Source organism: Opitutaceae bacterium TAV5, from assembly GCA_000242935.3.
Lineage (GTDB): Bacteria > Verrucomicrobiota > Verrucomicrobiia > Opitutales > Opitutaceae > Geminisphaera.
Window position 1 is genome coordinate 2,455,581 of sequence record CP007053.1, and the last position, 13,615, is coordinate 2,469,195.

10 protein-coding genes are annotated in these 13,615 nt (G+C 67.1%); 6 read left to right on the top strand and 4 right to left on the bottom strand.

Annotated elements, in window-relative coordinates:
* The first annotated feature begins 292 nt into the window (after positions 1–292).
* Both OPIT5_10755 and OPIT5_10760 read left to right on the top strand, forming a co-directional pair.
* Positions 293–1,360: a purine nucleoside transporter gene (locus OPIT5_10755; GenBank protein AHF90608.1), complete on the top strand. Its 1,068-nt coding sequence runs from the start codon at positions 293–295 to the stop codon at positions 1,358–1,360.
* A gap of 13 nt (positions 1,361–1,373) precedes the next feature.
* Positions 1,374–2,276 carry a phosphorylase gene (locus tag OPIT5_10760; GenBank protein AHF90609.1) on the top strand — a complete coding sequence of 301 codons (903 nt, stop codon included), beginning with the start codon at positions 1,374–1,376 and terminating at the stop codon, positions 2,274–2,276.
* A 63-nt stretch (positions 2,277–2,339) separates the two neighbouring features.
* On the opposite strand, the gene OPIT5_10765 is transcribed toward OPIT5_10760, so the two are convergent.
* Entirely contained in the window at positions 2,340–3,599 is a 1,260-nt protein-coding gene (locus tag OPIT5_10765) for an amidohydrolase (GenBank protein AHF90610.1), read from the bottom strand.
* 47 nt (positions 3,600–3,646) lie between these two features.
* On the opposite strand from OPIT5_10765, the gene OPIT5_10770 reads away from it, so the two are divergent.
* From OPIT5_10770 to OPIT5_10780, 3 genes are all read left to right on the top strand, one after another.
* Positions 3,647–5,449 carry an adenine deaminase gene (locus tag OPIT5_10770; protein ID AHF90611.1) on the top strand — a complete coding sequence of 601 codons (1,803 nt, stop codon included), beginning with the start codon at positions 3,647–3,649 and terminating at the stop codon, positions 5,447–5,449.
* An 84-nt stretch (positions 5,450–5,533) separates the two neighbouring features.
* Complete coding sequence (locus OPIT5_10775) at positions 5,534–7,891, top strand: TonB-denpendent receptor (protein ID AHF90612.1); 2,358 nt, start codon at positions 5,534–5,536, stop codon at positions 7,889–7,891.
* 119 nt (positions 7,892–8,010) lie between these two features.
* Complete coding sequence (locus OPIT5_10780) at positions 8,011–8,976, top strand: cupin (GenBank protein ID AHF90613.1); 966 nt, start codon at positions 8,011–8,013, stop codon at positions 8,974–8,976.
* Here the strand turns inward: OPIT5_10780 and OPIT5_10785 are convergent.
* Positions 8,915–9,505 (bottom strand): phosphoribosyltransferase, encoded by a 591-nt coding sequence (locus OPIT5_10785; GenBank protein AHF90614.1) that lies wholly within the window; start codon positions 9,503–9,505, stop codon positions 8,915–8,917. The two genes, OPIT5_10780 and OPIT5_10785, sit on opposite strands and share 62 nt — an antisense overlap.
* A 101-nt stretch (positions 9,506–9,606) precedes the next feature.
* Between OPIT5_10785 and OPIT5_10790 the strand changes: the two genes are divergently transcribed.
* Complete coding sequence (locus tag OPIT5_10790; protein ID AHF94290.1) at positions 9,607–11,085, top strand: uracil-xanthine permease; 1,479 nt, start codon at positions 9,607–9,609, stop codon at positions 11,083–11,085.
* On the opposite strand, the gene OPIT5_10795 is transcribed toward OPIT5_10790, so the two are convergent.
* Both OPIT5_10795 and OPIT5_10800 read right to left on the bottom strand, forming a co-directional pair.
* Complete coding sequence (locus tag OPIT5_10795) at positions 10,954–12,024, bottom strand: creatininase (GenBank protein ID AHF90615.1); 1,071 nt, start codon at positions 12,022–12,024, stop codon at positions 10,954–10,956. The two genes, OPIT5_10790 and OPIT5_10795, sit on opposite strands and share 132 nt — an antisense overlap.
* Positions 12,017–13,606, bottom strand: a complete 1,590-nt coding sequence (locus tag OPIT5_10800; protein AHF90616.1) for a GTP cyclohydrolase — start codon at positions 13,604–13,606, stop codon at positions 12,017–12,019. The genes OPIT5_10795 and OPIT5_10800 overlap by 8 nt, the downstream gene beginning before the upstream one ends.
* Positions 13,607–13,615 lie beyond the last annotated feature (9 nt).

A 13,615-nucleotide genomic window follows, 5' to 3' on the forward strand; every position in this document is an offset into this window, starting at 1 on the left:
ATCTGGTCGTGACTCCGGATTCAGCAGCTTGAGGGCCAATCCGGCGCGCCCGGCCGCGCGTGGAGGAGGCAAAACCCGCCCCTCCTGCGGCGCACCGGCGGTCAATGACGGAGTGTGTACGTAAATACCATCCCTGCCAGGCCTGCTTTTCGTCCGGGCACCCGGAAGGAAAAGCGATCACGCTCACGCGGTTGCGGGCACTCATGACAAAACTACCCGGTTTGGCGCGATTTCTGCCAGCTATCTCCTGCCGTGTCGGGGCGGGGCGGCACGTGAGTTGCTGAGCGCACGCATGCGTTTGATTGCCTTGTTTCCGGGAATAACCCTGTCGTTGTGCATTGCCGCGACCGCGGCGCCTGCCAGCGCGGCCGAGCCGCCGCTCAAGGTCGCGGTGGTCATCGTCACGATGTTCGAAATCGGTGCGGACACCGGCGACATGCCGGGCGAGTTTCAACTCTGGGTCGAACGGGAGAAGCTGGATCGCGTCATCCCGCTGCCGCAGGCTTACCACGACGTGCGCGCCAATGCCGACGGCTCGGTGATCGGCATCGTCACAGGCATGGGCAACACCCGTTCGGCGGCGAGCATCATGGCCCTGGGGCTGGATCCGCGCTTCGATCTTTCGCAAGCCTACTGGCTGGTGGCGGGCATCGCCGGCATCGATCCGGCCGACGGCACGCTGGGCTCGGCGGTCTGGGCCGAGTGGCTGGTGGACGCCGACCTCGGTCACGAAATCGACGCCCGGGAAATACCCGCCGGCTGGAAAACCGGCTACCTCCCCTTCGGCCGCACCGAGCCTTACCAGCAGCCGCGCAAGGACCTGAATCTCGGCGAGGCCTACCGCCTCGACCCCGGCCTGGTCGAGTGGGCGTATCAGCTCACGAAAGACACGCCCCTGCCGGACAACGAAAAGATCGCCGCGCGCCGCGCCGCCTACACGGGTTACCCGAACGCGCAGCGTCCGCCGTTCGTGCTCAAGGGCGACCAGCTCGCGGGCAGCACCTACTGGCACGGCAAGCTCATGAACGAGTGGGCCAACGACTGGGTCCGCTACCATACCGACGGCAAGGGCAACTATGTGACGACCGCGATGGAGGAGACGGGCACGCTCCAGTCGCTCACCTGGCTGGACCGGGCCGGCAAGGTCGACGTGAAGCGCGTGCTCGTGCTGCGCACCGCCAGCAATTTCGACATGCAGTGGCCCGGCGGCACCGCCGCGGAAAGTCTCGCGAGCGAGAAAGGCGACGGCTACTCCGGCCTCATCCCCGCGCTCGAGGCCGCCTGGCGCGTGGGCAGCCGCGTGGTCCACGAACTGCTGAAAAACCGGGATCGCTATGCCACCGAACTCCCCGGACCCTGATCCGTCCGCCTTTATGAAATCCATCCGTTGTTTCCTGCTGGTCTTTCTCGTCTGCCTGCCTTTCGCGCACGCGAAGGAGGCTTCGTCCGCGCCGCTGATCGCGGTGCTCAACGCGTATCCGCCCGAGATGGGCGCGATGATCCGGGAACTCGGCCTCGACGATCCGAAGTTCGAACAAAAGCGCATCAAGGGCTTCCGTTTCTATCGCGGCGTCGTCGAGGGGAAGAACGTGCTCGTGGTCGAGACGGGCATGAGCCTGGTCAACGCGGCCATGGCGTTGCAGCTCACCCTGGATCATTTTCCGGTGTCGCATGTGCTGTTTGCCGGCGTGGCGGGCGGGATCGACCCGGCGCTGGAAGTCGGCGACGTGGTCATCCCCGAGCGCTGGGCCTACCACAACGAGGCCGCCTACTTCAACGAGGACGGCAAGGGCGGCTACCATGTGGCCGACTATTTCAAAATCAGATACGCGAACTTCGGCATGATCTTCCCCGACGACATGGTGGCCATCCGCGCCGACAAGGAGACGTTCACCCGCGTGCCCACCTTCCCCGCCGATCCGGCGCTGCTCGCCGTGGCCCGCCGGGCGATCGCCAGGCTCGGCCCGGTCAAGGGCGAGGTCACCGGCCGCACGCTCACCATCGATGTCGGCGGCACCGGCGTCAGCGGCACCGTCTTTCTCGACAACGCCGCCTACCGCGACCACGTGTTCAAGGTCTGGCAGGCCCGCTGCGTCGACATGGAATCCGCCGCGTATGCCCACGTCTGTTACACCAACGAAGTCCCGTTTCTCGCCGTGCGCGCGCTCAGCGACCTGGCCGGCGGCCAGGAAGGCAAGAACGTGATCGATGCCCACGAGGCCACCTCCTCGGTCAACGCCGTGCGCGTGCTGCGCGCGATCCTTCGCGAGATGTGAGGAAGACGAGCGCGCGAAGGCGGGCGGCGATATCACGATCACGGCCGACCCCCGCCCTCGGCCTCACGCCGTCCATTGCGGGTCGCGCCAGAGCGCGCGGCCCTGGCGGTAGGTCGCGAGCACATCGGCGGGCGTGACGCGCGTGAGCACGCTGGCGATCACGTGGCGCGTCGCGCGCAGGTGGGGCCGGTTGAAATCGAGCACCACGAAATCCGCCGGCAGCCCGGCCTCCAGCCAGCCGTAAACATCGCCCTGCAACAGCGGGCGGATGTTGGCGGTCGCCATTTTCAGGATCTCGCGCGGGTCGGGATCGACGGCGTTGCCGAACTGCGATTTCGCGATCTTGTACGTGAAATCCAGCTCGGCGAGCATCGAGGGAGAGTTGAGCAGGCCGTTGTCGGTGCCGAGGAGCAGGCGGGCGCCGGCGCGCAGCAGCGCGGCGACGGGAGGCAGCGGCAGGCCGAGGTTGGCGTTGGCCCGCGGGTTGATCGCGCCGGTCTTGCCGCTGCGCGCGAACAGGTCGATCTCGTCCGCATTGGCCACGGTAAGATGGACAATGAGGTCGGCATCGAGGACCGACAACGCCCGCTCCAGATCGCCGCGGCCGGTCACCTGCAGCGAGGTTTCGCGGTAGCCGGCGTTTTCGAGGCAGTGGATGGCGCGGAGTTTTCCGCCCGCGGCCGTCGCGGCGAGGATTTCCCGCCAGGCCGGATCGGTGAGGTCGTTCATCGTGCTCTCGGAAAAACCGTCGGCCACCGCCAGCATGGCCGCGAGTTCGGCCCGGGCCGTTTCCGGCAGGCCGGCGCGATTGGCCCGAAGTTCGGCGGCCGTGAAAGGAGCGTCGTTGAACTGGCCGAGGATCACCGATTCCACGCCGGTCGTGTCGGCGGCCTTGCGGAGCAGCGAAGCGCCGGCCGCGCCCTGCTCCCGAAAATCGAGATGCCGCACGGTGCCGGTACGCGCCATGTACTGCAGGTGCGCAATCATGTGCGGCAAGTGTTCTTCTTCGGTCATCCTGGCCAGTTCGCGGTACTTGTAACCGTGGGGCCGGAAAAAACCTTCCTCCAGCGTGAGGCCGGTGGCGCCGTCGGGCAAAAAACTGTCGCCCATGTGCGTGTGGCCGTTGGTCAGGCCCGGGATCACGACCAGGCCGCCCGCGTCGAGCTGGAGGCAGGGCGGGCCGGGCTCCAGCGCGGTGATCGTGTCGTGCTCCCACGCGAAGCGGGCGCAGCGGCGGGCTTCGAGACCGGGGCCGTGGAGGAGGAGGCAGTCGCGGATTTCAGGCATGGTGCGGGTATGCGGAAGAAGCAGGTTGAGCGCCATCCTGCTTCGCGCGGTTTGCTGGCATTGACGGTGCTGTGGGGCAGGGCATGAGTCTCACCCGTTTCAGTGTCGCCCCGCTTCATCAACTGACTCGCGCGCTCGCCGCCGTGGCGACGGGCCGCGAGGCGCCGGATCTCGTCATCACGGGGGCGCGGATTCTTTCCACGTACACGGAGCGCATCCACGAGGCGCGGGAAGTGTGGATCAAGTCGGGTCGGGTCGCCGCAGTGAAGCCGGCGGGCGCGGCGCGGGCGCTGCACGGGAGCGGCGTCAAACGTTTCGACGCGCGCGGCGGCCTTCTCGCGCCCGGACTGGTGGATCCGCATGTGCACATCGAAAGCAGCATGATGACGGCCTGCGCCTATGCGGAGGGCGCGCTCCTGAACGGCACCACCACGATTTTTTGCGACAGCCACGAGATCGGCAACGTGTGCGACGCCGCCGGCATCGGGTGGATGCTGGAGGATGCGCGCCGGGCGCCGCTCTCGATCTATCTCACGGTGCCGAGCACGGTGCCTGCCACCGGCCCGCAGTTCGAGACTGCCGGCGGCGACCTCACGCCGGAGAAAATCGGCCGGCTCTTCGACCGCTGGCCCGAGGCGGTCGCCCTCGGCGAGAAAATGGACTTCGTGCAGGTGGCGGCGGGCGATCCGCGCAGCCACGCGATCCTCGCCGAGGCGCTCCGGCGCGGCCGGCCCGTCTGCGGGCACATCTACGGGCGCGAGTTCGTGGCCGCCGGCGCCGCCAGCGGGATCACCGACACGCACGAGGCCATCGACCGGGAGATCGCCGACGATTTTCTGGAAAACGGCTTCTGGGTATTCTTGCGCGGAGGCCCGCCGACCACGCCCTGGCACTCGCTGCCCCACGCGATCAAGGCCGTCACCGAGCTCGGCGCGTCGCCCAAACGCGTCTGCGTGTGCACCGACGACCGCGATGCCGACGACCTGTTCCTGTTCGGCCTCGACTGGGTGACGCGGCAGGCCGTGGCGGCCGGGCTCGCTCCGGTTACGGCCTGGAGCCTGGGCTCCCTGCACCCGGCGACGCGTTACGGCATGGACGGCGAGATCGGCGGCATCGCCCCGGCCCGGCGGGCGGACCTGGTGTTGTTGAACGATGCGCTGGAGCCGCAATGCACATGGTACGGCGGCGAGCTGGTGGTGAAAAACCGCAAGATCACTCCGCTGCTGGAGGCGGCGCTCTCCCGGCCCTACCGGTATCCGCGCGCGGCCTACCGGACGATCCGGACCGGCCGCCGGAAGCCGCTCGTGCCGCCGCTGCCGAAGGGTCCGGTCACGGCCAACGTCATCCGCACCGCGTTGCCCGGCATCATTCTTTTCCATGACAAAATCCGCCTCGAGCCGGCGCCGTCCTGGGCGGACCATCTTGCGAGGCACGGGCTGTGTTTCGTGACCGTGATCGAGCGGCATGGCCGGTCGGGAGCGGTGGCGCACGGGTTGCTCAAGGATTTCGGCCTGCGCGACGGCGCGGTGGCGAGCTCGGTGGGGCACGATGCGCACAACCTCATCATCGCCGGGACGAACGAGGCCGACATGCGCCTCGCTCTCGACACCCTCAAGGCCATGCGCGGCGGAGTGTGCGTGGTGCGCAGGCATCGCGTCGTGGCCCGCGTGGCCCTGCCCGTGGCCGGCCTGATTTCCGACCGGCGCGCGCGGGTCGTCGCCCGGGAAACCACGCGGCTGAAAAAGGCCTGGGCCGCAGCCGGATGCGTCCTCCCCTACATGGGCTTCAACCTGATTCCCCTCTCGGTCATCCCGGAAATACGGATCACCGACCGGGGCCTGGTGACGATCCCCGGGATGCAACAAGTACCACTTTTCGATCAATAAGTACCAGCCCCGGGGGTGACGATTGCAGGCGGTGGCACACCCGGTGCTGACGATTTGGCAAATCCCGCCAACCAACAAAACCAAATGAAGACGCAGCAAAACTATCCGGCTCTGCTGACGGCCCTGGGGATCATCGGCTCTCCGCTGATGGCGCAAACGCCGCCCGCCTCCGCTCCCGCCTCCACGCCTGCCAGCGAAGAGGTCGTGAAGCTCGAAACCTTCGAGGTCAGCACCGTGCCCATCGAGGAGAACATCATGCCGACCTCCCGCCCGTTCACCTCGGTGTTCGGCATGGCCGACAACATCACCGACATCCCGCGCAACGTGACCATCATCTCGCGCGAGCAACTGAGCGCGATCAGCATCAAGGACGTGCGCGATTTTTCCAAGCTCACGTCCAGCTCCTACACGCGCACCAACTTCGGCGCGCCGGGCAATCCGGACATCCGCGGCTCCTCCGCCGATGTGTTCCAGAACGGCATGCGCGAGCGCATCACGAGCAACGGCAACGGCATGCCGATCGACTTCAACGCCGTCGAATCCGTCAACATCGTGAAAGGGCCCGCCACGGCCGTCCAGGGCGTGTCCGCCTACGTGGGCGGCTACGTCGATCTCGTCACCAAGCGGCCGAGCTTCGCCGGAAGCGAGGGCAGCATCTTCGCCACCGTCGGCAGTTACAGCACCCTGCGCTGGGGGCTGGATTACAACCTTCCCGTCTCGGACAAGGTGGCCACGCGCGTCAGTTATTTCGGCGAGGACAGCGACGGGTATTATGATGACGAATACCGCAAGACCCAGTCCCTCTACGCCGCGCTCACCTGGAGGCCCAACGACCGCTACGAGCTTTTCATCAACGCCCAGGCGACGTACATGGAGTACACGGAAAACTTCGGCATCAACCGGCCCACCCAGGACCTCATCGACCACGGCCGGTACCAGACCGGTACGAACGTCAACAACGGCACCTCCGCCTCGCCCTCGGACCCCCAGAACGCCGCGAACGTCCGTGGCGAGAATCCGTTCGGCGACACCATGGACTGGTCCGGTCCCACCGTGAAGATCAACCGTCACACCCGCCTGCTCAAGCCCGGCGACAATTCGACGGCCCGCAACTTCAAGCTGCAGGCGATCCAGACGGTCTCCGCCAACCCGGATCTCACCGTGGTGAACAACAACCTTTTCACCTGGACGCGCCGGGAGACGCTCAGCTCGTATTATTACTCCGAGATCATCGATCCCTCGATCACCTTCGAGTCGCGCCTCGAGTTCCAGCAGAATCTCGGCGAACACAAAATCAACTACGGCGTCGCCGCACGTTACACGCATGTCAAATCCTACAGCGACTTCGGTTTCGAGCCGGCCAACGTGTGGGACCTGACGCAGGATCACCGCTACATCGATGCCTACCTCGCCGATGCCTTCTGGGCCTCGATCGGCACGGATCGCCTGCCCGTTCCCGGGTATTCGAACCGTTATTACGGCATCGCTCCCGGCAGCGGTGACGGCAGCGATTCCTGGGGCATCAGCGGCGCGCCCTTTGCCCAGGCGACCTGGAAGCTGGCCGACAAACTGAGTCTCCTCACGGGAGCGCGCGCCGACGTGCTCCACGTCAACACGCAGAACACGGATTCGTCCGCGACCGAAGACTCCGTCACCGTGGTGCTGCCCAACCTCAATGCCAGTCTGCTCTACAAGGTCACCTCGAGGCTCAGCACCTACGCCACTTACAACTACAGCAAGAACACCTCCGGCGCCGAGGCCAACGGCGGCGGCTACCTCGCCTCCGCCACGGGCGAACTCGACAAGGACGATTTCCGGCGCACGGCCGAGCTCTACGAGGTCGGGGCCAAGCTTTCCCTGCTCGACGGCAAGCTCTTCCTCGGGGCGGCGCTCTATTACCAGACGTTCTCCCGCCGGCCCCAGGGCGGCAGCCTGATCGACTACACCAACAAGGGGGTCGAGTTCGAGGTGAACTACCAGCCCAACCGGAACTTTTACACGACGTTCTCCTACGGCTACATCGACTCGACGGCCAGCATCGACACGAGCGGTTTTGTCGACATCGGTTCGGACGGGCTGCCCGGGGGCGGCAACTCGGTGGGTTTCGCCGGCGGCCGCCGGACCTTCGAATCCCAGGGCCTCCCCGATCACCAGTTCAACGCGCTGGTTTCGTATACATTCGACAACGGCTTCGGCGCGTCTCTCAACGGCACACTTCACAGCAAGATCAACAACAACTGGGAAGGCACGCTGGTCATTCCCTGGCAGTTCCAGATCGATGCCAGCGTCTTCTATACTTACAAGAACTGGGATTTCCGCATCGCGGTGCTCAATCTGACCGACGAGAAGAACTGGTCCCCGCCCAACGCCACCTATGGCAACGGCTCCATCCTCGCCGATCCCGGCATCCGCACCGAGTTCACCGTCACCTGCCGGTTCTAGGTTCCGGAATCCGTCGTCCCTGCGCCGCGAAAACTTCCCGTTTGCCTGCTTCGGCCATGCTGCGTTTCCTCGTCGTCTGCTGGCTGGCGTTTCCCGCCTTCGCCTTCGCCCGATCCGACATGACTGCGGAAACACTCATCGCCCGGCTCCGCATGGAGAAAATCCCGTCCGAGGGAGCATGGTTTGCGCTCGCCTGGCAGAGCGCCGACCGGCTCCCCGCCGGCGGACTGCCCTCCCGCTACGGCGCGTCACGGCTCGCCGGCAGCGCGATTTATGCCCTGGTGACGCGGACGGATTTTTCGGCCCTGCACCGGCTGCGGACCGACGAGGTCTGGCATTTCTACGCGGGCGATCCGCTCGAGCTGGTGCTGCTCCATCCGGAAGGGCGGAGCGAGGTGGTCGTGATGGGGCCGGATGTGGCCGGCGGGCAAAGGCCGCAGTTCGCCGTGCCGGCGGGCGTGTGGATGGGGGCGCGCCCGCTGACGGACTCGCCCGGGGCGTATTCGCTTTTCGGATGCACACTGGCGCCGGGCTTCGACTACGCCGATTACGAGCCGGGCTACCGGGACGAGTTGCAGGCGGGCTGGCCGGAGCGGGCCGGCCTGATCGCGGAGCTGACCCGCGAGGAATTTTTGAGGCGTCCGCCGACGGTGACCACCGCCCCGGCCGCGCCGGCTGCCGAAAAACAGTCCGTCGTTTTCGATCCGGAGACGGCGGACAGGATCGCGGTGGCGCCCGGGGTGGAGTTGCGCGAACTCGTCGGGCGCGAGGGCCAGGCGAGGACCGGTGACTACAGCATCGCGCGCTTCGCCCTCGCGCCCGGGCGGGGCACCGGCCTGAGCTACAACCGGGTGGGCGAGGAAATTTTCCTGATCATCGCGGGACGCGGCACGGTGGTGCTGGACGGCAAATCCTCCCCGGTGCGCGCGGGCACGGTGGTCGTGATGAAGCCCGGGTCGCGTCACGCGCTGACTGCGGCGGCGGACGAGGGGCTGGAGTTTTATGCGGTCACGTTTCCCGCGTTCAGCCCGGCGGATTATGTGCGGGTAGAGGAGGAGCCGGCTCCGGCCGCAGGGAGCAGATGACGCGCGTGTTCATCATGCCGGCCTCGCGGTCGCGCAGGCCGTAGCCGACCAGCCATTCGGAGCCGGCATAAACGAAGCCGGCGAGAGTGGGCGTGTGTTGCGAATCCGGCCGCAGGCGGTGCACGATGACCGCGGTGCGCACCGTGCGGGCGCCCCGGCCGCGCAGCCATTCCGAGGCGACGCCGAGCGTGCGGCCGCTGTCGCAGATGTTGTCGACCAGCACCACGTCGCGGTCCTTCACATCGAGCCCGAGCCATTCCATGCGGACGGTTTCCCCGGGTTCGCCATTCCTGTTTTTGGCATAACTCCAGGCGCGGCAAAATCCCGGCTCCACGGAGGCCCGCATGTGCAGGAGCAGATCGGAAAAGAAAAACACGCCGCCGCGCAGCACGCAGACCGCAATCAGCATCCGGCCGGTTTCGGCCTGCGACCCGGCGGCCCAGGCATCGAGGACGCCGGCGAGCTCGCCGAGGCGGGCGTCGATCCGGGAGGACGTGTAGAGGAGGTCGACATGAGCGGGCAGTTGCATGGGAAAAATCGCCGGCCTGCCGCCCCGGCGGGAGACGGAGGGCAGGGGATTGCCGGTGATCCAGCACACGGGGTGCCAGCCGCGGCGGATACTGGTGCGCAATGTGCTTCGCAGGCCGCGTGCACACCGCCGACGATCCCGCGCCCCACGCGCCCTCTCTGGTTTATGGCCTGGAAGAGCGGGTGCCGCCCGGCCCGGCCGTGCTGGTGAGCCTCCAGCATGTGGCCGCGATGGTGGTGGGCACGATCACCCCGCCGCTCATCCTCGCGGGCATCCTGAAATGGAACCCGGCCGACACGGCTTACTTCGTGAGCATGGCGCTGCTGGCCTCGGCCCTGGGCACGTTGTTGCAGACGCTGCGGCCGGGGCCGGTGGGTTCGGGGCTGCTGAGCGTGACCGGGACGAGTTTTTCCTTTTTGCAACCGCTGGTGCTGGCCGGCCAGGCGGGGGGACTGGCGCTGATGTTCGGCATGTCGCTCGTCACCGCGCCGGTGCAACTGGTGATCGCGCCGTTTCTGCCGAAACTGCGCCGCGTGTTCACTCCGCTGGTGTCGGGGGTGGTGGTGCTGCTGATCGGCCTGTCGCTCATCCCGTCGGCCATGCATGGCATCGTGGCGCCAGCCGGTCCGGATGCGCCGGTGTGGGCCGGGGGACTGGTGGCGATGGTCGTCATCACGGTGGTGCTGGGCGCGCAGGCGGCGGGGCGTCCGTGGGCGCGGGTGGGCGGCGTGCTCTTCGGGGTGGCGGCCGGTTACGGGGTTTGCGGCCTCGGCGGATGGCTGGCCGCGCCGGTCGCGGGCGACGGATCGTGGATCACCCTGCCGCGCTGGATGCCGCACGGGTTTGCCTTCGACTGGTCGCTGGTGCCGCCGTTTGCGTTCATCTATCTCGTGTCCGTGCTGGAGGCGATGGGCGACATGACCGCGACCGCCCAGCTCTCGGGGCTGCCGGCGGAGGGGGCGGATCACCGGGCGCGCCTGCGCGGCGGGATTTTTGCCGACGGCCTCACGAGCCTGCTGTCGGCGCTGGCGGGCGGTTTCCCGAGCACCACCTACGCGCAGAACAACGGCGTGATCCAGATCACCGGGGTCGCGAGCCGGCGGATCGGTCCGCTCATGGCGCTGATCCTCGCGCTGCTGGGGATTTTCCCGGCGGTGGGCCGTTGGGTGACGGCCATGCCGCCGGCGGTGCTCGGGGCGCTGGCCTTGCTGCTCTTCGGGCTGGTGGCGGTGTCGGGCCTGCGGCTGATCGCGAGCCGGGGCGTGGGCCAGCGCGATGCGCTCGTCGTGGCGCTGGCGCTGGCGGTCGGGCTGGGGGCGCCGACGCAGGCCGGGTGGCTGGCGGAGCTGCCGGGCGCGCTCCGGGCGCTCCTCGAATCCGGCATCGCGGCAGGCGGGGTGACGGCGCTGGTCCTCAACCTGGTGCTGCCGGGAGGGGCGGAGGCGGCTTCAGGCGTCGGGACAAAAACCGTAGAGGAGGTCGTCGCGGCCTTTCCCGGGCCAGTTGACCTGGTCGACGCGCAGGTGGCGCATGACGGCGAAGACAAGCGCGTTGAGCGCGGCCTCGAATCCGAAAATTGAATACAGGGGCGGCGCGTTCACCTGCACGACGAAGGCGCTCAGGCCGACCTCGCCGAGCATGCGCACGCTGCGGTCCACCAGGTCGGCCTCGGCGGGGGAGTCGCCCTGCAGGATGATCACGGGCTTGGGGTGGGCGTTCATCTGCTGGAACGGGCCGTGCGCAAACTGCAAAAAGTCGGAGATGGGCGGGCAGGGCCAGAAAAGGCCCTCCATGAACTTGCAGGCGAGGTTTTGCGCAAAGTCGGAAATGGGCGCGGCGGTGACGATGTTGAAACCCTGGGAAAAGGCGCTGGGCAGCCGGAGCATGGCATCGAGCAGCGCGGGAGGGGCGGGCGCGTCCAGCAACGGCAGGATCACATCGGCGGAGGGCGACGGGAAGCGGCAGCCGGCCAGTTGCGCCACAAACTGGAGCGCGGCGAGGTAGCCGGCGACCGGGCCGACGAAGCGGATGAGCGTGGTGTACTCCTCGGCGAGGGGAAACTCCACCCGCTCGCCGCCGTCATCGAGGAGGCTCCGGAGAAGCGCGGCGCGGTCGCGCTTGCCCGCGGCGAGCGCGGCGTCGGGGGTCGTCGCGGTGAAGAGCACGCAGTGGGCGAAATCCTTGCGGCGGTTGAGCGCGATCTGCGCGTTGGGGGAAACGCCCTGGGAGAAGACGACGAGGGTCTTGCCCGCGAAGGCGTCGCGGCGCAGGTCCACGAAACCGGAGAGCGGCAGGTAGGCGGCGGCGCGATCGGTGTGGAGGTTGACCAGCATCGTCAGGTAACGGGCGTGCGCCTCGGAGCTGCCGGTGCCGGTGATGATGAAGCGGTGCGCGCCGAGGGTGGCCGGTTTCAGCGGCGTCTGGCCGCGGTCGATCATGCCGGCGAGCACGGCGGGAATCTGCGCGAGCCGGTGCGCGAGCAGGTCGTGGCCGAGCGGATCGGAAGGGGCGTCAGGCATGGGCGGGGGAGGCGGGTTCGCCTTCGAGGAAGATCCACCGCTCCACATCGATCTTGTGGCGGTTGAGAGCCTCGGCGTATTCGGGTTTCCTGACAAGGCTGGTCGGCGAGTTCATCACCATCTGGATTTTTTCGTTGGGGATATGGTGGCGCAGAAGGATGATGGAGCAGTCGTAGTCGCGGCTGTCGTAGCCGACGCCGAGCTTGCGGTAGGCTTCGTCGGAGGAGAGCGCCTGGTTGGAGTCGGTCATCATGCGGTCGGTCGCGTAGGCGCCGAAACCGGCGCCGCGGCCGTCGTTGTGCAGCAGCAGCATCGCGCCGACGCCGTAGGTGACGATGTGTTTGACCGACTGCTTCAGCTTGTCGCGGTTTTCCACCGTGCGCAGCGGGAAGCGGTTGAAGAGCGATTCGCTGTGCACGCGCACGACGGGCAGGTCATGGATCTGCGGGGTGCCGTGCGTGAGCACGACAAAATCCTGCGACGTCACGATGTCGTAATAGACGTGCACGCGGAACCAGTACGGCGTGGTCAGCAGGTCGAGGACGGGATCGTCGGGGTTGTCGCGCTTGAAGAGGTTGAAGTTGTCGACGGAGATTCTGACGAAGAACCGGTTCCCGCGAATCGCCCGGCAATCAAGCACCGGCGGGTGGGAGCCGGCCGTGTAGCGGCTCAGGGCATCGTACCGGAAAAGTTCCCTGAATCGCGCCTCCGTGATGAGGATGTCGTTGTCCACCGGCTTCACCGGCAGGAAGTAGCTGGCCGCGTAGATGAAGCGGCGCGCCTCGGGGAGAGCATGGGGCTTGAACGGGATGACCGGCTCGGGCGGGAGCGCGCGCTTCACCTCCGTCATCGCCGGACGCTTCAGGCTGTGCCCGCCGGCGGCTTTCGAGGTGAGGTAGGCGAGGTTGAAGGGCGAGGGCTCGAACTCCAGCGCCTCGGTGCCCGCGATGGCGAGCCCCTGGGATTTCATCGCCTCCACCTTGTCGGGATTGTTGGTGAGCACGATGAAGGAGGCGCGGATGCCCAGCAGGTAGCAGATGTGGGAAATGTTCTCGTAGTTGCGGTGGTCTTTCTTGAGTCCCATCGCAGAGTAGGCGGCGAAGGTGGAGAGCTGGTCGAGCGAGGCCTGCACGAGCATGCGGTCGCGGGCCTTGCCCATGTAGCCGACGCCGCGGCCTTCCTGCATGAGGTAGAAGAGGATGCCGTTGCCCTTCCCGGCGATGACCCGGAACGCGCCTTCGAGTTGCTGGACGCAGTCGCAATCGCCGCCGCGCAGGGTCTCGCTCGTGATGCACGAGGAGTGCAGGCGGGTGTAGAGCGTGGTGGCGTTGACGATGTCGCCGTGGACGAGCGCGATGATGTAGTGCTTGTCGATGATGTCCTGGAAAATGTGCGCGCGGAAGTAGCCGAAACGGGTGTCGAGCGTGCAGGTCGCAATGTACAGGGTAGTGCCGTAAACAGGACGGTCGTCGAACGGCCGGGGTTCGAGCACGGAGCCCGACGCGTGCTGGAAGCGGGCGATCAGCTCGTCGAAATCGGGAGTCGCGGCGGAATCAGGCAGGATCGGAGCGGAAACAGACATAAGGAAAAA

Excerpts from the sequence above, each read along its gene's own strand:
- OPIT5_10790 (AHF94290.1), top strand. The coding sequence starts at position 9,607 with ATGTGCTTCGCAGGCCGCGTGCACACCGCCGACGATCCCGCGCCCCAC.
- OPIT5_10770 (AHF90611.1), top strand. The coding sequence starts at position 3,647 with ATGAGTCTCACCCGTTTCAGTGTCGCCCCGCTTCATCAACTGACTCGC.
- OPIT5_10775 (AHF90612.1), top strand. The coding sequence starts at position 5,534 with ATGAAGACGCAGCAAAACTATCCGGCTCTGCTGACGGCCCTGGGGATC.
- OPIT5_10780 (AHF90613.1), top strand. The coding sequence starts at position 8,011 with ATGACTGCGGAAACACTCATCGCCCGGCTCCGCATGGAGAAAATCCCG.
- OPIT5_10785 (AHF90614.1), bottom strand. The coding sequence starts at position 9,505 with ATGCAACTGCCCGCTCATGTCGACCTCCTCTACACGTCCTCCCGGATC.
- OPIT5_10755 (AHF90608.1), top strand. The coding sequence starts at position 293 with ATGCGTTTGATTGCCTTGTTTCCGGGAATAACCCTGTCGTTGTGCATT.
- OPIT5_10795 (AHF90615.1), bottom strand. The coding sequence starts at position 12,024 with ATGCCTGACGCCCCTTCCGATCCGCTCGGCCACGACCTGCTCGCGCAC.
- OPIT5_10765 (AHF90610.1), bottom strand. The coding sequence starts at position 3,599 with ATGGCGCTCAACCTGCTTCTTCCGCATACCCGCACCATGCCTGAAATC.
- OPIT5_10800 (AHF90616.1), bottom strand. The coding sequence starts at position 13,606 with ATGTCTGTTTCCGCTCCGATCCTGCCTGATTCCGCCGCGACTCCCGAT.
- OPIT5_10760 (AHF90609.1), top strand. The coding sequence starts at position 1,374 with ATGAAATCCATCCGTTGTTTCCTGCTGGTCTTTCTCGTCTGCCTGCCT.